The sequence below is a fragment of the Micromonospora arida genome, from assembly GCF_042873195.1.
GTDB lineage: Bacteria > Actinomycetota > Actinomycetes > Mycobacteriales > Micromonosporaceae > Micromonospora > Micromonospora arida.
The window spans coordinates 90,322-107,161 of record NZ_JBIALC010000018.1; the positions used below are offsets into that span (position 1 = coordinate 90,322).

The window sequence follows — 16,840 nt, forward strand, 5'->3', positions numbered from 1 at the left end:
ATGTCAGAACAGCGTCAGCGGCTCGACCGGGATCGGCTCGGGCAACGCGTCGAGCCCGGGTACGCGTGCCCGGACCTCGTCGTGGAACCGGCGGGCGAGCGCCGGCGCTTCGGCGTTGTCCGGGGTGTGGATGAACATCGTCGGCGAGCGCCCCTCGCGTAGCCAGGTGACTGTCACGTCGATCCAGCGTTGCCACCCCTCGACAGTGCGCGTCGAGTCGTCGCGACCGAGGTAGCGGACAATCGGCCGGTCGGTCAGCGCGACAGTCCGGAGCGGCACGCGGGGCTTCTTGGTCCAGGCGTCCCGCTCCGCGTCGCTGGTCGGCGGGCTCACGAAGAAGGCGGTCGTGTCGAAGGGGATCCATTCGGCGCGGGCGGCGGCGAGGGTCGCCCCGAGCAGTCGGGCCGCGCGGGCGTCGGTGAAGAACGCGGGATGGCGGACCTCCACCGCGTACCGGTGGGACTGCGGAAGCTGCTCCAGGAAACGGCCCAGGGCCGGGACGTCGGCGGGCGCGAACGAGCCGGGCAGTTGGATCCAGAGGGCGTGGGCGCGTGGGCCGAGCGGTTCGATGGCGTCCAGAAAGAAGCGCAGCGGTTCGTCGACGTTGGTGAGCCGGCGTTCGTGCGTGATGACCTTGGGAAGTTTGAGGACGAACCGGAAGTCGGGATCCGTCTGGGCGGCCCACGAGGCCACGGTGTCCCGGGCCGGGGTCGCGTAGAACGTGGTGTTGCCCTCCACGGCGTCGCACCAACTGGCGTAGTGCCGCAGGCGCTCGGTGGGCGGCAGCCGGTGGCCCGGCCACGACCGGTGACTCCACATCGCGCACCCCACGTGCAGACGCATGACCGCCCTTCCCGCCGGTGAACGCGCTCGACCGGAGCCCACCGTATACGGGCCGGCGGACCCGGCCGGGCCCACCGTGCGGCAGGTAGGGTCCGACGCCATGCGTGTGCTGTTCGCCAGTCTTGCGTCCGTCGGTCATACCTACCCGCTGATCCCGCTGGCGATCGCCGCCCGGGACGCCGGGCACGAGGTCCACTTCGCCGCCGGTCCGGAGGTGCACGCGCCGCTCGCTGCGCACGGCCTGCGGCCGTTCCGTCCCGGCGACGCCTTCTACGAGATGTACGCCGAGGATCTCGCACCGGAGCTGGCGCGGCTGCGGCCCGACCTTGTGGTGCACGAGTGGGGGCTGCCGGGGGCGGCCGTGGCGGCTCATCGGGCCGGGATCCCGGGCCTGTGGCACGGGTTCGGCCGGATGTTTCCCGAGGGCATCGGCCTGGAACTGCCGACCAGGAACGCCGAGGTCGTCGGCCGGCCGCACCTGGACATCTGGCCGCCCTCGCTGCAGGACAAGGACTTTCTCGCCACCGAACGTCGGATCGAGCTGCGCCCGGTGGCCTTCTCCACACCGGCCCCGCTGCCCGAACGGGTGAGCCGTCGCACGTCCCGACCGTTGATCTATCTGACCCTCGGCACCGCGTTCGGCACGCCGGAGCTGCTGCGCACCGCCATCGCCGGCCTGGCGGCGCTGGACGCCGAGGTGGTGGTCGCGGCCGGTCGGGTGCCAATGGAACAACTGGGCGAGATCCCTGACCACGTCAGCGTGCACCAGTGGGTGTCGCAGGCGGAGTTGCTGCCGCTCGTCGACCTGGTGGTGCACCACGGAGGTAGCGGCACCACCCTCGGCGCGCTCGCGGCCGGCGTACCGCAGTTGCTGCTGCCGCAGGGCGCCGACCAGTTCGCCAACGCCGACACGCTCGCCGCCGCCGGTGTCGCCCTGCGGCTCCTTTCCGGCGAGGTGGACGCGGTTGCCATCGCCGAACAGGCTCACCGCCTACTGCCGCAGCGCGGCAACGTCGAGCAGCGCGACGCGGCCCGCGCTGTCGCCGAGGAGATCGCCGCCATGCCCTCGCCAGCGGCCGTCGCTGGACTCCTGCCGGAGTACACCGCCTGACTGCACGCAACATCGTCAACCATAGGTTGACGAAACGCATGCGTCAACCTATGGTTGACGCATGACAGATCCTCTCCAGATGGGTAACACCGTCAAGCTCGACGACCTGATCCAGGCGATCAAGACGGCGCACACGGACGCGCTCGACCAGCTCACCGACGCGGTCATCGCCGCCGATCACCTCGGCGAGGTCGCCGATCACCTGATCGGGCACTTCGTCGACCAGGCCCGGCGATCGGGTGCCTCCTGGACCGACATCGGCCGCAGCATGGGTGTCACCAAGCAGGCCGCCCAGAAGCGCTTCGTGCCGAAGGCGACCGAGGCGGCCGCGCTCGACCCCAACGCCGGCTTCGGCCGGTTCACCCCTCGCGCCCGCAACGTGGTGATGGCCTCGCAGGAGGAGGCCCGCGCCAGCGGCAACGCCGAGATCGGCCCCGAGCACCTGGTGCTGGCCCTGCTGGCCGAGCCGGACGGGCTGGCTGCCAGGGTGATGGCTGGTCGCGGCGCCACCCCCGAGGTGGTACGGGAGGCGGTCGGTGCCGTCCTCCCGCCACGGGCCGAGCAGGTTCCGGACCTCATCCCATACGACGCGCGCGGCAAGAAGGCGCTGGAGTTGACCTTCCGGGAGGCGCTGCGGCTCGGGCACAACTACATCGGCACCGAGCACATGCTGCTCGCCCTGCTCGAGCAGGAGGACGGCGCCGGGGTGCTCACCAACCTCGGCCTGGACAAGGCGACGGTCGAGGCCGACCTGGCCGCCGCCCTCGCCGCCGCCGTCGGAAAGAAGTGAGAACCCGAGGTCAGGACACCTCAGGAAAGCCGTAACGCAGGGCGTGCTCCGGATCGGCCGGGTCGATCTGGCGTACGCCCGCGTCGGCGAGGCGCTTGTTGACCTCGTCGAGTTGCTCGCGCACCAGGCGGGCCTCCTCCTCGGTGACCCGGCCCCGGTGGGGCTTGCCGGCGTGCTCCAGCGTGCCGTAGTCGATCTTCTCGGTGGTCTTGCGGGCCTTGGGCGGGCGAACCCGCTCGGCCGTCTTCAACAGCTGCGCCATCGGCACGTCGGTGGCCATCGCGTCGAACTCGCTGGCGGTCAACACCACTCGGCGCGGCTCGCCGCCACCGTGCCGATCGTGGATCTCCACCACCGCCACGTCCAGCGCGGCGTCGTCGATGTTCTCCACCTCGCCCGGGGTGGCGTCCAACTGCACGGGCCCGGCGACCAGGTCCGGGTGCTCCAGCACGACGACGCGGACCACCTCGTCGTCCTGCTGCAGAACCGTGCCGGTGAAGTCGGAGACGTGGATCGTCTTCTTGCCCATGCGCGGAGCTTCTCCTGTCGTAGGCCGGGATGGCGGACCACAAGAAATTACCCGACAGGTGTGCGAAAGCCGCCGCTGGACCTCCTCCGGTGTGTCGCCCCGAACGTCAGAGGCTGCCCGTCGGGACAACCGACCGATGGCGCCTCAGTGGGAGTTCAGGCGGTGCCGACTGGAGCTGCCGACGGGCAGCTTGTTCAGCCCGGCCCATGACAGGGCACCGCCGCCGATCGTCCGAGGGTTCCGGTAGCGCGGCTGGGGCGGATTGCCTCCGACGGCCTCCGCCGCCTGCCAGAGTCGCTCGGGGTCCTGCTGGTAGTGGTCGCTCGGCTGAATCGGCATGCGTTCACCGTCCCAAACAAAGGTGTCCAGATATGGAAATACATATGACGGTCGATTCGGACGCCCGGTTCCCGCACCCCTTTCCCGCTCGGCCCTGACGTATCCTGCGCCCGGCCCTGCCGTCCGGCGTACGGTGATCCACGACGGGTCGGGTGACGGGGAGGTGCGCATGCTCGACCGGCGACTTCACCTGCACCTGGCCACCTGGCTCGGCCAGTGGCCGGCCGGGCCGGGGTTGCACGTGGTCGCCTCGCATCGGCGGGCCGAACCGGCCTGGGACGGTCGGCTGCGCCCCGCGCTCGCCGTGGACACCGGGCAGAGCGCCGTGCTCTCCGTGCCGCCGGACCGTGTGGCGGCGATCCGCGCGTTGGTTCGCCATACGCCGGCTCGCTTGCTCGCCGCGCTGCCAGAGGCCGTCGGCCGGCCCGAATTCTGCGTACACGACGGCCCCTTCCGGTGGAGTGTGGCGCCCGCCCCGCTGCCCGACGTGGGGGAGTGGAGCGAGCCGACCGCCGCCGGGCTGCCGCCGTGGCTGCGGCTCTTCGACCGGCCGGTGCTTGTGGTCCGTGACCCGGACGGCGCTTATCTGGCCGGTGCCGGGATCAAGCGGCACGACGCGTACGGGCACGAGTTGGCCGTCGGCACCGTGCCGGCTGCCCAGGGGCGCGGCCTCGCCCGTCGGCTGGTGGCCCAGGCGGCGCGGCGGGTGCTCGACGAGGGGGCTGTCCCCACCTACCTGCACGAGCGGGACAATCACGCCTCGGCCCGGGTCGCCGAGGCGGCCGGTTTTCCGGACCGGGGCTGGCGCGCGTACGGGGTCTATCCGCGCTGAGCGGGCATCGGGCGCGGACCGTGGATCCCGGGCCGGATCCACGGTCCGCAACCTCCCCCCAGGCCCCGGTTCCGGGTGTAACGGCCGCCGCTGTGGGTGAGCCGCTACGTGTCGATCACGCTACGTATCGAATCGGCTCGGGGCAAGGTTGAAGCTGTCGGTTCGGAGTGTCGAAAAGTGGACTTGACCTGCTGCTTCGCCGGCCGAAGGAGGTCGGCCGGATCAGTGACGGAGCGTGCGAATCAGGTCGAGCACCTGTCGGGTCACCGGCCGCAGCACCCGGAGCCGGGACAGCGCCACGAGCCGGTCGATCAGTGGTACCGCCCCGTCGATGAGCTGACGGGTCTTGGTCTGGCCCGGTGATCGGTCGTGCACCCAGTAGAGGATCACGCCCATGTACGCGAGCCAGAGCAGCTCGGGCAGCTGTGGGCGCAGCTCGGCGTCGACCTTGGCCGTCGAGCCGGTCAACACCTCGCCGAAGAGGTCGATGGCCGCCTGTCGGGGGCCGGAGGACTCCGCGGAGAAGGGGCTCAGCGGGGAGGTGGGCTCCGCCGCTGTCTTGAAGAAGGTCGCGGCGAATCCGTGTGAGGGCGTCAGCACGTCGATCCCTGCGTGCAGCACCCCGGCGAGCCGGGGACCGAACGCCTCCTCCCGATCGAGCACGGGCTGCGCGGCGGCCCTGTGCTCGACCTGGGACTGGGCGTAGAACTCCTGAATCAGGTGGTCCTTGGAACCGAAGTAGTAGTAGGCGTTGCCGACCGCCACGCCGGCCTCCTGCGCGATCGCCCGCATTGTGGTCTGGGCGTACCCGCGTTCGCGGAACAGCCGCATGGCGGTGTCCCGGATCAGCTGCCGGGTCTGCTCGCCTCGCGCGGTGGCAGGGTCACCCGCAGTGGTCGTCTGCGCAGGCTGCTCGGTCATCGGGGCCACCGTATCCCGCCGGTTCGTCGGTCGGCTCGGCCCACGGGTCGCGGATCCGCTCGCGGATCGCCGAGGCGGCGGCCACCGTCTGCCGGGCGAGGGGCAGCAGGTGCGGTCGGGCCAGCCGCTCGGCCGTGGATCGATGGTCGGTCAGCGCCCAGAGGCAGGCGAACCAGGCGCCGTCGCCCGCGTACACCTCGCCGGTGTCGGCGATCACGGTGAGGTCGCGCAGTGTCGCGTCGTGGTCCAGGCCCGGGAAGCGCCGCCGGGCCTCGGCGGACCCGGCCGGCACGAACTCCAGGGGTACGAGCTGGGCGCGGGACGACAACCAGCGGCGGGCGGCGCGGCAGAGTGGGCAGGCCGCGTCGAACAGGACGCTGAACCCCCGGATCCCACCGCCGGAGTGAGCGGTGGGATCCGGGAGCCGACCGACGCCGTCGGTCGGGGGCACGGTCATCGGGTCGGTGGGTTGTTCGTCGGGCCGACGCCCGGTTGCGGACCAGCGGGCTGGGGTCCGGCCGGGTGCGCGCCGGTCGGCTGCGGTCCGCCCGGGTACGCGCCGACCATGTGCGATCCGGGTGGGGTGGACGGCATGGGGAGTCGGCCGATCGGGGCGAGCGGGGGATGGGTGGCGAGCTGGCGGAGTCGGTTCCGGCGGTAGCGGCCGAGCGCGAAGACGTTGAAGAAGTGCAGCGCGCCGAGCACCAGCAGCACCAAGCCGATCTTGAGGGACAGTTCCTCCATTGCCTGGCTGGTCGAGTCCACCGGGTCGGGGTGCTTCATCGCCACCGTGACGTAGCCGAGGTTGAGCAGGTAGAAGCCGACCACCAGGAGGCTGTTGACCGCTCGGGCGAGCCGTTCCTCGGCGAACACCTCCTCCAGGAAGACCTGCCCGTTGCGGGAGAGTGCTCGCGCCACCCAGATGGTCAGGCCGACGCTGACCGCGAGGTAGATCACGTACATCCAGACCTTGATGTCCATGTGGACGCCCTTCTTGAACGTGTTCAACTACCGACGTCATCAGACTAGGGTCGATGTTGAACATGTTCAAGAAGTGGCGACCAGTGACTGTGGACACTCCGGTGCGGTGCTGGAGCGCGCCATCCGGCCGAGCGCCTCAGCCCGGCCGGATGGCGCCGTGGCTCAGCCGGCCAGGCCGAGCACCTCGGCCGCCGCGCGACCGTTGGCGTGGCTCGCCCCGTAGGTGGTGACGAAGGCGCGGACGCCCGCGGGCCGCCACTGTGCCGGCCAGCCCATCTCCACCACGGTCACCGGGTGCGCAGCCGCCAGGTCGGCGATCAGCTCCGGGCCGCCAGGCAGCCGGTGCAGGTGTCGTCCGACCAGGACGATGGGACGGTCGCCCGCCAATCCGCGCAGCGTGGCCGCGTCGGTCTCGGCGGCGATCACCCGGATCTCCGGCACCCCGTCCAGGTGCGGGCCGAGGCCCCACGGCACCCGCCCCTCGGCGATCGTCGACTCGGTGTGCAGTTGCACCACCAGTGGCTGGTCCAGGCCGGTGAGCAGGCCATCCACCCGGACAGCTCGGCGCGCTGCCGCGTACCCCAGCTCGGGGTCGCCGGTGGTCGGCGACCCGCTGGCGGCCCGGGTCCAGGCGGCGAGGTCGGCGGCGCGGCCGGCCGCCTCCTCGACCCGGGCCCTCGCCAGCCGGCCGTCGGCGAGCGCGTCGACGATCTCGGCGGCCACCCGCTCGACCAGTTCGGCGTCGACCTTCGCACCGATGCAGAGCAGGTCGGCACCCGCGCCGAGGGCCCGGACCGCAGCTGGCCCGACCCCGCCGGCGGCCACCGCGGCACCCTTCATCTCCAGCGCGTCGGTGATGACGGTGCCGGTGAAGCCGTACTCGGTGCGGAGCAGGTCGACCAGGACGGCTCGGCTGAAGGTGGCCGGGTCGGCGCCGGTGAGCGCCGGCATCCGGATGTGCGCTGTCATCACGGCGCGCGCCCCGGCGGCGACGATGGCCGCGAACGGCGGTAGGTCCCGCTGGCGGAGCAGGCTCAGCGGAGCGTCCACGGTGGGCAGTTCGTGGTGGGAGTCGGTGACGGTGGCGCCGTGCCCGGGGAAGTGCTTGGCGCAGGCGGCCACGCCGGCGGCCTGCAACCCGGCCACGGCGGCGGCCGAGTGGGCGGCCACCCGTACCGGATCCGCGCCGAAGGACCGGGTGCCGATCACCGGGTTGTCGTCGGCGGTGTTGACGTCGACCGTGGGGGCGAGGTTGACGGTGATGCCGAGCGCGGCCAGTTCGGCGCCGATCGACTGGTAGACCCGTCGGGTGAGGGCCACGTCGCCGATCGCACCCAGGGCGGCGTTGCCGGGGTACGGGCTGCCGGTGGCGTGCGCCAGCCGGGTCACGTCGCCACCCTCCTCGTCGATGGCGATCAGCGCGTCCGGCCGACCGGTGCGCAGCGCGGCGGTGCTCGCCGCCACCTGCGCGGGGTCGTGCACGTTGGTGCCGAACAGGGTGTGCCCGGCCAGCCCGTCGGCCAGCAGGTCGACCGCCCAGTCCGGCGGGACCGGTCCCGGGTACGCGGCCAGCAGCGTGCCCAGCGCCAGCCGGCGCAGTCCTGGATCCAACCCCACGTGATCTTCCCCCTTCGCTGCCCCGCGGGTACGAGACGTCGTACCGGTGGTGGTCCTGGCCCTGCCGACTCGGCGGAGCGTCCCACCGTCGAGCGGCCGTTACGCTACGGCTACCCGTTCGCAGGTCGGTTTACAGTTAGCAAAGTTTACTAAAACTAGAGGACGTGTCATGAGTGCGACCCGGCTGCCCGGCACCCCCCGTCTGTTGCGGGCGCTCAACGACCGTGCCGCGCTGGAACTGCTCCTCGAACGCGGCCCGCTGACCCGAGCACGACTCGGCGAGCTGACCGGCCTGTCGAAGGTCACCGCCTCGCAACTGGTCGAGCGGCTGGAGGAGCGCGGCCTCGTCGCGCGGGTCGGCGAGCAGGCCGGCGGGCGAGGGCCGAACGCCCAGCTCTACGCCGTCCGCCCGGGCAGCGCGCACGTGGTCGGCGTGGACGTCGGGCCGGACCGGGTGGTGGCCGCCTGCGCCGACATCACCGGTGCGGTCATCGGCCGGGTGGAGCAGTCGACCCGGGACACCGACGACCCGGTGGGCGTGGTGCACAACGCCGTCGTGCAGGCGGCGAGCAGCGCCCAGGCGCAGCTGAGCAGCGTACGACGGATCGTGCTCGGCACGCCGGGCCTGGTCGACCCCGGCACCGGCGACATCACCTTCGCGTTCAACCTGCCGCGCTGGCACAGCGGTCTGCTCGCCGCGTTGCGGGACGACCTGCACACTCCGGTGGTCTTCGAGAACGACGTCAACCTGGCCGCGGTGGCCGAGGCGCAGTCCGGCGCAGCGCAGGGGCTGTCGGACTTCGTGCTGGTCTGGGTGGGCGCCGGCGTCGGCCTGGCGATCATGCTGGGCGGGCGGTTGCACCACGGCAGCAGCGGTGCGGCCGGCGAGATCGGCTACCTGCCGGTGCCCGGCGCGCCCATTCCGCGCGACGTCTCCCGTCGCGCCAAGCCGGCCTTCCAGCAGCTGATCGGTGCGGACTCGGTGCGCGCGGTGGCCCGCGAGCACGGCTTCCCGGACGCCGCCGCCGCCGAGGCTGTCGGCGCGGCCGTCGCGGCCGGCGCCGACGGCGGCCCGATGCTCGACGAGTTGGCCCGTCGGCTCGCGCTCGGCGTGGCCAGCACCTGCGTGGTGCTGGACCCGCCGCTGGTCGTGCTCGCCGGTGAGGTGGGCCAGGCCGGTGGTGCGGCGCTCGCCGACCGGGTGCAGCAGGAGGTCGCGGCGATCACCCTGGTCCAGCCGCGAGTGGTGCCGACCGGGCTGACCGAGGAGCCGATCCTCCAGGGCGCGCTGCGCACCGCCCTGGACGCCGTACGCGACGAGGTGTTCGGCTCCACCGTCGGCTGAGCCCGCTGCGGCGGTCATGTGAAGGAATATTTCACCGCGCGTCCGCAGGGTGCAAGCTCTTGCCGCCCGCTGGTCGGGCTCGGCCCACCGGGCCGCCCATCCAAAATGGGCAGCCCGGTGAAAGCCTCAGATCAGGTCGCGGCGACGGAACACGGCAAATGCCGCCGCGGTCAGCCCGCCAGTGAGCACGAGCAGCACCAGCAGCGCGGTCGGCCAGTTCAGGCTGTAGAAGCTCTCGCAGTAGCCGGTGCCCGTGCTGCCCGCGCAGACCTGAGGGTCGTAGAACCGCGTCCTACCGCTGAGCCACGTCGCGACGTGACTGGAGAGCATCAGCTGATCGGGCCGCCGGGCATCGACGATCTCCAGCACCAGCCGGCCGCCCAACTCCCACAGCACCGCGTACGCGGCGGCCGCCCCCAGCGCCGCCGAGGTGTGCCGACCCAGCGTGGCGATCGCGAAGCCCAGGGCAGAAGCCAGCAGCACCAGCACCAGACCACGGCCGTGCACCGCACCGAGTGAACGCCAGAAGTCACCATCCAGCTGGCCCGGCAACCCGGCGTTCTGCCCGATCACCCAGAACGTGGCGAGGTAGGCCACCGACGCCAGCAGGGCCAGCACCAGCACCGTACCGAGCAGCGTGCCCAACTTGGCCGCGAGCACCGTCAACCGGCGCGGCCGCCAGAGCAGCAGATTCACCACACCGCCGGAGTTCAGGTCCGCGCCGATGTAGGAGGCGCCCACCAAGAATCCGAACAGCACCAGGAACGCGATGAGGAAATAGAGCAGCGGCAGTGCCTGCCCAGCGAAGCTGAACACACCCGGCAGGTAGTCGGCGGGGATCGGCAGCCGATCCTGTCGGATCGGATCGATCGACGAGCACTCCTCCGGGAAGTACTGGCCCATCTCGCTCTGCGGAAGTGTGCCGTTCTGTCGCGACAGGCACTGCTGGAAGGCGACCTCCATCCCCTGCCGTGCCTCGGCGGCCTGCGCCCGCGCCGAGTTCATCTCGTCCGCGGTCGGCTTGTGGGAACCGGCGAGCGTCGTCGCCGCCGTGACGGCGAACGCCAACACCAACAGGAGGACCATGAGCTGCACGAAGCGACGCGCGGACAGTCGCTCCAACTCGGCACGCACCAGGTTCACGCGTCCACTCCCCGATCGAGGTCGATCACAGCTTCGCCCTGCGGCAGCGACGAGTCGCCGACCTGCCGCGGCACCGACGAATGCTCGTACGCGCCGGTCAGCTCCAGGAAGACGCTCTCCAGATCCGGCCGCAGCGGCGTCAGCTCGCCCACCCACAGACCCTGCTCACCGAGCACCCGGCTGACCGCCGTCGGGTCGCTCACCCCGCTCACCACCAACGCTCCGCCGTCCACGACCGCCGTCAGCTCGGCCGCGTGCAGCAGCTCGACGGCCCGCTCCGGCTCGGCCACCCGGACCAGGAACTCGTGCCGGTCGTGACCAGCCAGTACCTCGTCCACCCGACCGGTCGCGACCCGCCGCCCCCGAGAGATGATCGTGACGTGGTCGCAGATCAGCTGGATCTCGCCCAGGATGTGACTGGACACCAGCACTGTCACCCCGTTGGCCGCCAGCGATCGCATCAGGTCCCGCATCTCCCGGATGCCCGCCGGATCCAGCCCGTTCGCCGGCTCGTCCAGGATGAGCAGACGCGGGTCCTTCAACAGCGCGGACGCCACCGCCAGACGCTGCTTCATGCCCAGCGAGTAGCCCTTCACCCGCTCATCGCCCCGGTCGTGCAGGCCCACCAGATCCAGTACCTCGTCCACCCGCGAGACCGGCACACCACCGGCGCGGGCCAACAACCGCAGCGTCCGGTAGCCGGTGAAGTTGCCGAAGAACTGAGGGCTCTCCACGATGGCGCCGACCTGGCCCGCCACCCGGGGCAGCAGCTCCGGCGACGGTTCGCCGAGCACTGTCATCCGGCCGCTGTCGGCGCGTACCAGCCCGAGCAGGGCCCGCAGCGTGGTGGTCTTGCCCGAGCCGTTGGGGCCCAGGAAACCGTGGACCTGGCCCGCCTCGACCAACAGGTCGAACCCGTCCACCGCCACCCGTCGGCCGCTGCGCAGGCTGCGGAAGGTCTTGCGCAGACCCTCGATCTCGATGACCGCGCTCATCCGCGCGGCTCCGTACGTCGGCGGGGCATGGGCCGTCCTTCGGGCTTGGTGATCAACGACACGGCGCTTCACCCTATGGCCGAGGTGCCGCCCGTGGGGGGCACCTCGGCGCTGCGTGGTTGGATGGTGTGGTGACTGGTGACCTGATCCCCGGCGCTGCCGGCGCCGCGCCTGCCGCCGCTTTCGTGGACCCGGATCTGGTGGTCAGCCTCGACGGCGTCGGCGTACGCCGCTCTGGCACCGCCCTCCTCCAGGACCTGACCTGGCGCGTCGAACTCGACGAGCGGTGGGTCGTGCTCGGCTCGAACGGTGCCGGCAAAACCACACTGCTCAACCTCGCCGCCGGTCGGCTGCACCCCACCACGGGTGTCGCGCACGTGCTCGGCGAGCGGATCGGCCGCACCGACGTCAACGAGCTGCGTACCCGGATCGGGCTCACCACCGCCGCGGTCGCCGAGCGGCTCCCCGCCGACGAGCGGGTCAGCGACGTGGTGGTGACCGCCGCCTGGTCGGTGGTCGGCCGCTGGCGGGAGAACTACGACCGTGGCGACGAGGCGCGGGCGCGGGCACTGCTGAGTCAACTCGGCGTCGGTGGCCTCGCCGAACGCCGCTACGGCACCCTCTCCGAGGGTGAGCGCAAGCGGGTGCAGATCGCCCGTGCCCTGATGACCGACCCGGAGCTGCTGCTGCTCGACGAGCCCGCCGCCGGGCTCGACCTGGGCGGTCGGGAAGACCTGGTCGCGCGACTGGCCGAGCTTGCCCACGACCCGGACGCCCCGGCGATGGTGCTGGTCACCCACCACGTCGAGGAGATCCCGCCCGGGTTCACCCACGCGATGCTTCTGCGCGAGGGTGGGGTGGTCGCCCAGGGTCTGCTCACCGAGACGCTGACCGGTGACAACCTCTCCAAGACGTTCGGGCTGCCACTGGTGGTCGAGCGGTCCGGCGACCGCTTCACGGCTCGCGCCGCCTGAGCGTCGGAGAGGCGGAGACGGCCGTGCCGCAGACCCGGGTCGCCGTGGTGGGCAGCGCCAACATGGACCTGGTCGCGATGGCACCCGCGCTGCCTCGACAGGGCGAGACCATGCTCGGCACCGACTTCGTGATGGTGCCCGGCGGCAAGGGCGCCAACCAGGCCGTGGCCGCGGTCCGGGCCGGTGCCTCCTGCGCCTTCCTCGGCGCGATCGGCTCGGACGCCTTCGGCGTCACCCTCAAGGCCCGCATCACCGCGGCCGGCGTGGACACCAGTCAGCTTCGCGTGGTCTACGGCGCCTCCGGAGTGGCGCTGGTCATGGTCAACGCCCAGGGGGAGAACGCCATCGTCGTCACCCCCGGCGCGAACGAGGCCTTGGTCGACCTCACCGAGGAGGAGCTGACCACGGTGCGCGCGGCGGACGTCCTGGTCGCCCAACTGGAGATCCCGGTGCAGACCGTGACCGCCGCCGCGGTGGCCGCCCGCGAGGCCGGTACGAGGGTCATCCTGAACGCCGCCCCGGCGCGGGACCTCCCACCCGAGCTGCTCACCGCCGTGGACCTGCTGGTCGTCAACGAGGGCGAGGCGCAGGCGCTCGCCGGCCGGGGTCGGGAGGAGCCGCGCGCGCTGCTCGAGCTGACCCCCCGGGCCGTGCTCACTCTCGGCGGTGAGGGCGCCTGGTACGTCGACCGGGACGGCACCGAGGTGCACGTGCCGGCGGTTCGGGTCGACGTGGTCGACTCCACCGCCGCCGGTGACGCCTTCACCGCAGCGCTGGCCGTCGGCTGGGGCGAGGGGCGCGACCTGATCGACGCAGTGCGCTGGGCGTCGGCGGCCGGCGCTGCCTGCGTCCGCAAGCTCGGCGCCTCGGTGGCGCTACCGCGACGCGCCGAGATCGACGAGCTGTACGTACCGGCCTGAGCGCGTTCCGCGCTGACCCGGCTGAGCGCGTCGGCGGGTTACGCCCGCTGGCCCGCACCGGTGCGGAAGGCCCGGCGGTACGCCGAGGGTGAGGTCAGCATGACCCGCCCGAAGTGGTGCCGATAGCTCACCGGTGTGTCGAAGCCCACCGCGCGCGCGACCTGCTCGACCGAGGCGTCGGTCTCCTCCAGCAGGGTCAGGCTGGCGCGGATCCGCTGGTCGATCAGCCAACGGATCGGGCTGGTCCCGGTGGCGCGGGCGAAGTGCCGCAGGTAGGTGCGGGACGACATGTGCGCCTGCCCGGCGAGCTGGGCCACGCTCAGCGGCTCGGCGAGATGGGCGAGAGCCCAGTCGATGCTGCCCGCGATCCGGTCGTCGTCCGGGTCGGCGGCTACCGGTGCCTCGACGAACTGGGCCTGCCCGCCGTCGCGGTGCGGGGGGATCACCAGCCGTCGGGCGACCGCGTTGGCGATCGCCGCGCCGTGGTCGCGTCGGATCACGTGCACGCAGAGGTCCAGCCCGGCCGCACTGCCGGCACTGGTGAGGAGGTCACCGTCATCGAGGTAGAGCACGTCCGCGTCCACCTCGACCCGCGGGTAGCGCCGCGCCAGCAGTTCCGCGTACCGCCAGTGGGTAGTGGCCCGTCGACCGTCCAGCAGACCCGCCCCGGCCAGCGCGAACGCGCCCGAGCAGATCGACATGATCCGGGCACCGCATCGGTGTGCCTGGCGCAGCGCGGTGATCAGCTCGGGCGACGGGTCAGCGGTCACGTCCGGCACACCGGGCACGATCACCGTCCGGGCCGTGGCCAGCTCGGCCAGACCGTACGGGGTGTGCAGGCTGGCCCCGCCGACCACCGGTACCGGCCCCGGTTGCTCGGCGCAGAGCACCAGGTCGTACCAGTCGACGTCGAACTCCGGCCGGGCCAGCCCGAAGACCTCGGTGACGATGCCGGTCTCGAACACCGACATCCCCGGGTACGCGAGCACGGCGACCCGGTGCGCCGCCGCCGGTCGTCGGGGCGCTGGCAGCGGGCGCGGGCCGGTTGTCGTGGCCGGAATCGGCATGGCGGGATGTTAGCGCAGGACGTCGTTCGCGCCACTCGTTCCGAGGTGGCCTGCCGGCGAGGATCGGTGCATGACTTTCACCTTCGCCGTTCCGCCGGCCGATCCGGCCACCGCCGCCGCCTACTTCCGCAATCGGCTCAGCGTCGAGACCGACGTCAGTGACGTGCACGCCGACCTGTCGGCCGGTACCCCGGGTCTGGTGGTCGTCGACTCCCGGGGCGCGGCTGCCTGGGCACAGGGGCACCTCCCCGGCGCGGTGCACCTGCCCACCGCCGAGATCGCGACCCGGGCGGCTGACCTGATCCCGCCGGGCACGGCGGTGGTGACCTACTGCTGGGGTCCGGGCTGCAACGGCGCGACCCGGGCGGCGCTGGAGTTCGCCCGTCTCGGTCATCCGGTGAAGGAGATGCTCGGCGGGTTCGAGTACTGGGCGCGGGAGGGGCTGCCGGTGGTGACGGAGGCCGGGGTGACCCGGCGACCGGTCGACGACCTCACCGCGCCCACCACGACGATCACCTGCGACTGCTGAGCCGGGACGCAGGCCTGCGAGGGTTCAGCCGACGGGCTCGTCGGTGAGCTTCTCGCCGCGTCGGCGCAGCATGCCCAGCCCGGGGATGCCGGCCACGGCGAGCTTGAGGTCGCGGGTCACGTCCAGCAGGTCGTGCAGGTCCGGCCCGACCCGGTCCAGTGTTGCCAGTATCGGCAGGATGTCCGCCGTCAGGTGTTCCTTGAGCTTCGGCAGCTCGTCGATCAGGTGAATCGCCGCGCTGATCTCCTCGTGGCTCAGCTCCTCGACGAACCGGCCGGCCATCGGCGCGGCCCGGCGCAGCGCCGGCTCGTACGCCGCCAGCAGCTCTGCCGCCGTCGCGGCGGCCTCCGTCGCGGTACCCACTGTGGTGGCGGCGCGGTTCGCGACCCGGTCGGCCGCGGCGACCACCACGGCGGCGGCGGAGGCCACCTCGGTGGCCGTGTCGATGGCGGTGGTCGCGGCGGCGCTGATGACGGCCACCTCGCGAACGGCGGCCTCGGCGTCGGTGAGCACCTGGTCGGTCCGGTCCAGGGTCGTCTCGATCCGGTCGACCACGCCGTTGATCCGGGCCAGCAGCGCCTCCACCCCGTCCAGCACCGCGAACGCGCGGGCGGGCACGGCTGCCATCGAGGCGGCCGAGCCGAGCGCCTGGTCGAGAGCGGAGCGGGTCAGGCCGACCACGGCGGCCGGGGTGGGGAGGGGAATCGCCATGGGATCAAGTGTGCGTCGGCCGTGCCACAACCGCCCGTCGGAGCCGGTCAGTGGGGCCGTCGACCGACGGTGTCGGCGCGGGCCACCCGCAGCGCCCACCAGATCAGCGGCACCTGCAACGGCACCCGGCCGTACGCGATGGCCCGCTTCGTCGGGCGTCGGTGCCGCCAGTCCACGGCCATCTTCACGTTCGCCGGCAGGACGGCGACGAAGAGCGCGGCTGCGGCCCGACCGCCGGCCCGCCGGGTGGTCGGGTGCGCCACGGCCGCCGCCACCGCCAACTCGGCCACCCCGCTGGCGTACGTCCAGAAGCGGGCCGGCCCGGGCAGCGCGCCTGGCACGATCGGGTCGTACACGCCAGGTCGCAGAAGGTGGGTGACGCCGGCCGCGGCGAGCAGCCCGGCCAGCGCGACGGCCTCGCCGCGGCGGGTGGTCATCGATGGTCCCCCTGCTGTTCGACGGCGCGCTGCACGGCCCGGTAGATCTGCCCGAACCGTAGCGCGTCCGGGGTGCGCACCAGCAGGTCCTCCCGACCGTGGTGCTGCACCCACAACTCGTGCACATGGTTGCCGCGCTCGTAGGAGCGGTCCAGCCAACCCAACGGGATCTCCAGGAACGGCATCAACGCCAGCGCCCCCACCGCGCAGGCGGCGAGGATGATCAGCGCCAATTGCCAGTTGCCCCGGTCCTGCGCGGACCAGGCCAGCGACAGCACGCAGACCACCGCGACCAGCGGCGGCAGCGAGAGCAGCAGGACCAGGACACCGCGACCCAGGACCCGGCCGCGTACGGCGAGGGTCTTCTGCCCGCGCGCGTGCCACACGAACGTCACGTCGGACAGGGCGATCACGTGACCGCCCGCCCGGATCGACTCGGAGGTCACCTGCACCGCGTCGTCCCGGTAATAGAGGGTCATCACTAAGCCTAACCACCGCCAGGCAAACCTCGCCTCGCTCGGACCTTGGCACTTGGCCTTCTTCGTAGAGGATCGGCCCTTCCTCACGGGGGACTCGACGGAGGCCCTCCGGCGGGTAGAGGTGATGTTGCGGTGGTCCTTTGGAGCTGAATCGTCTGCGATATCACGCGCCTAGTTGCCGCGCCGCGCCGCGCCGCGCCGCGCCGCGCCGCGCCGCGCCGCGCCGCGCCGCGCCGCGCCGCGCCGCGCCGCGCCGCGCCGCGCCGCGCCGCGCCGC

The 16,840-nt window shown here is 72.3% G+C and carries 20 protein-coding genes; 7 read left to right on the forward strand and 13 right to left on the reverse strand.

The window, feature by feature from the left end:
• Positions 1 to 3: 3 nt before the first annotated feature.
• Positions 4 to 819, reverse strand: a complete 816-nt coding sequence (locus tag ACFYP0_RS31900) for a DUF72 domain-containing protein (protein WP_356976339.1) — start codon at positions 817 to 819, stop codon at positions 4 to 6.
• 124 nt (positions 820 to 943) lie between these two features.
• Between ACFYP0_RS31900 and ACFYP0_RS31905 the strand changes: the two genes are divergently transcribed.
• Both ACFYP0_RS31905 and ACFYP0_RS31910 read left to right on the forward strand, forming a co-directional pair.
• Positions 944 to 1,954 carry a glycosyltransferase gene (locus ACFYP0_RS31905; RefSeq protein ID WP_356976171.1) on the forward strand — a complete coding sequence of 337 codons (1,011 nt, stop codon included), beginning with the start codon at positions 944 to 946 and terminating at the stop codon, positions 1,952 to 1,954.
• Between the two features lie 61 nt (positions 1,955 to 2,015).
• Positions 2,016 to 2,744 carry a Clp protease N-terminal domain-containing protein gene (locus ACFYP0_RS31910; protein WP_356976173.1) on the forward strand — a complete coding sequence of 243 codons (729 nt, stop codon included), beginning with the start codon at positions 2,016 to 2,018 and terminating at the stop codon, positions 2,742 to 2,744.
• A gap of 10 nt (positions 2,745 to 2,754) precedes the next feature.
• Here ACFYP0_RS31910 and ACFYP0_RS31915 read toward each other — a convergent pair whose 3' ends face one another.
• Positions 2,755 to 3,273, reverse strand: coding sequence for a hypothetical protein (locus ACFYP0_RS31915; RefSeq protein ID WP_091393365.1), 519 nt, complete (start codon positions 3,271 to 3,273; stop codon positions 2,755 to 2,757).
• 144 nt (positions 3,274 to 3,417) lie between these two features.
• Positions 3,418 to 3,612, reverse strand: coding sequence for a DNA repair protein (locus ACFYP0_RS31920; protein WP_124855120.1), 195 nt, complete (start codon positions 3,610 to 3,612; stop codon positions 3,418 to 3,420).
• A gap of 169 nt (positions 3,613 to 3,781) precedes the next feature.
• Between ACFYP0_RS31920 and ACFYP0_RS31925 the strand changes: the two genes are divergently transcribed.
• The gene (locus ACFYP0_RS31925; protein WP_356976176.1) at positions 3,782 to 4,444 is read left to right on the forward strand and encodes a GNAT family N-acetyltransferase; all 663 of its coding nucleotides are present in this window, start codon (positions 3,782 to 3,784) and stop codon (positions 4,442 to 4,444) included.
• A 222-nt stretch (positions 4,445 to 4,666) separates the two neighbouring features.
• On the opposite strand, the gene ACFYP0_RS31930 is transcribed toward ACFYP0_RS31925, so the two are convergent.
• The 4 genes from ACFYP0_RS31930 to ACFYP0_RS31945 all read right to left on the reverse strand — a co-directional run bounded on the left by ACFYP0_RS31930 (position 4,667) and on the right by ACFYP0_RS31945 (position 7,963).
• Entirely contained in the window at positions 4,667 to 5,365 is a 699-nt protein-coding gene (locus tag ACFYP0_RS31930; RefSeq protein WP_112582130.1) for a TetR/AcrR family transcriptional regulator, read from the reverse strand.
• Positions 5,328 to 5,822 carry a thiol-disulfide oxidoreductase DCC family protein gene (locus tag ACFYP0_RS31935; RefSeq protein ID WP_356976178.1) on the reverse strand — a complete coding sequence of 165 codons (495 nt, stop codon included), beginning with the start codon at positions 5,820 to 5,822 and terminating at the stop codon, positions 5,328 to 5,330. Before ACFYP0_RS31935 ends, ACFYP0_RS31930 begins: the two co-directional genes overlap by 38 nt.
• Positions 5,819 to 6,373, reverse strand: a complete 555-nt coding sequence (locus ACFYP0_RS31940) for a hypothetical protein (protein ID WP_355498639.1) — start codon at positions 6,371 to 6,373, stop codon at positions 5,819 to 5,821. The genes ACFYP0_RS31935 and ACFYP0_RS31940 overlap by 4 nt, the downstream gene beginning before the upstream one ends.
• 135 nt (positions 6,374 to 6,508) lie before the next feature.
• Positions 6,509 to 7,963 (reverse strand): glycoside hydrolase family 3 N-terminal domain-containing protein, encoded by a 1,455-nt coding sequence (locus tag ACFYP0_RS31945; RefSeq protein ID WP_355498636.1) that lies wholly within the window; start codon positions 7,961 to 7,963, stop codon positions 6,509 to 6,511.
• Between the two features lie 169 nt (positions 7,964 to 8,132).
• On the opposite strand from ACFYP0_RS31945, the gene ACFYP0_RS31950 reads away from it, so the two are divergent.
• Complete coding sequence (locus tag ACFYP0_RS31950; protein ID WP_355498634.1) at positions 8,133 to 9,308, forward strand: ROK family transcriptional regulator; 1,176 nt, start codon at positions 8,133 to 8,135, stop codon at positions 9,306 to 9,308.
• 126 nt (positions 9,309 to 9,434) lie between these two features.
• Here the strand turns inward: ACFYP0_RS31950 and ACFYP0_RS31955 are convergent, their stop codons facing one another.
• Both ACFYP0_RS31955 and ACFYP0_RS31960 read right to left on the reverse strand, forming a co-directional pair.
• Entirely contained in the window at positions 9,435 to 10,451 is a 1,017-nt protein-coding gene (locus tag ACFYP0_RS31955) for an ABC transporter permease subunit (RefSeq protein ID WP_355498631.1), read from the reverse strand.
• On the reverse strand, positions 10,448 to 11,446 hold the full coding sequence (locus ACFYP0_RS31960; protein WP_355498628.1) for an ABC transporter ATP-binding protein: 999 nt from the start codon (positions 11,444 to 11,446) through the stop codon (positions 10,448 to 10,450). The genes ACFYP0_RS31955 and ACFYP0_RS31960 overlap by 4 nt, the downstream gene beginning before the upstream one ends.
• A 131-nt stretch (positions 11,447 to 11,577) precedes the next feature.
• Here ACFYP0_RS31960 and ACFYP0_RS31965 point away from each other — a divergent pair, with 131 nt between their 5' ends.
• Positions 11,578 to 12,420, forward strand: a complete 843-nt coding sequence (locus ACFYP0_RS31965) for an ABC transporter ATP-binding protein (RefSeq protein WP_124855106.1) — start codon at positions 11,578 to 11,580, stop codon at positions 12,418 to 12,420.
• Positions 12,421 to 12,443: 23 nt separating this feature from the next.
• Positions 12,444 to 13,340, forward strand: a complete 897-nt coding sequence (locus tag ACFYP0_RS31970; RefSeq protein ID WP_355498624.1) for a ribokinase — start codon at positions 12,444 to 12,446, stop codon at positions 13,338 to 13,340.
• A gap of 38 nt (positions 13,341 to 13,378) precedes the next feature.
• Here ACFYP0_RS31970 and ftrA read toward each other — a convergent pair whose 3' ends face one another.
• Complete coding sequence (gene ftrA / locus ACFYP0_RS31975) at positions 13,379 to 14,407, reverse strand: transcriptional regulator FtrA (protein WP_355498621.1); 1,029 nt, start codon at positions 14,405 to 14,407, stop codon at positions 13,379 to 13,381.
• A gap of 70 nt (positions 14,408 to 14,477) precedes the next feature.
• On the opposite strand from ftrA, the gene ACFYP0_RS31980 reads away from it, so the two are divergent.
• Positions 14,478 to 14,936: a rhodanese-like domain-containing protein gene (locus ACFYP0_RS31980; RefSeq protein ID WP_355498618.1), complete on the forward strand. Its 459-nt coding sequence runs from the start codon at positions 14,478 to 14,480 to the stop codon at positions 14,934 to 14,936.
• 24 nt (positions 14,937 to 14,960) lie between these two features.
• On the opposite strand, the gene ACFYP0_RS31985 is transcribed toward ACFYP0_RS31980, so the two are convergent.
• From ACFYP0_RS31985 to ACFYP0_RS31995, 3 genes are read right to left on the reverse strand one after another with little or no spacing between them, the layout of a single operon-like run.
• Positions 14,961 to 15,647, reverse strand: a complete 687-nt coding sequence (locus tag ACFYP0_RS31985) for a hypothetical protein (protein ID WP_355498615.1) — start codon at positions 15,645 to 15,647, stop codon at positions 14,961 to 14,963.
• A 47-nt stretch (positions 15,648 to 15,694) separates the two neighbouring features.
• Complete coding sequence (locus ACFYP0_RS31990; RefSeq protein WP_355498612.1) at positions 15,695 to 16,084, reverse strand: hypothetical protein; 390 nt, start codon at positions 16,082 to 16,084, stop codon at positions 15,695 to 15,697.
• Complete coding sequence (locus ACFYP0_RS31995) at positions 16,081 to 16,563, reverse strand: DUF6232 family protein (RefSeq protein WP_124855094.1); 483 nt, start codon at positions 16,561 to 16,563, stop codon at positions 16,081 to 16,083. The genes ACFYP0_RS31990 and ACFYP0_RS31995 overlap by 4 nt, the downstream gene beginning before the upstream one ends.
• Positions 16,564 to 16,840 lie beyond the last annotated feature (277 nt).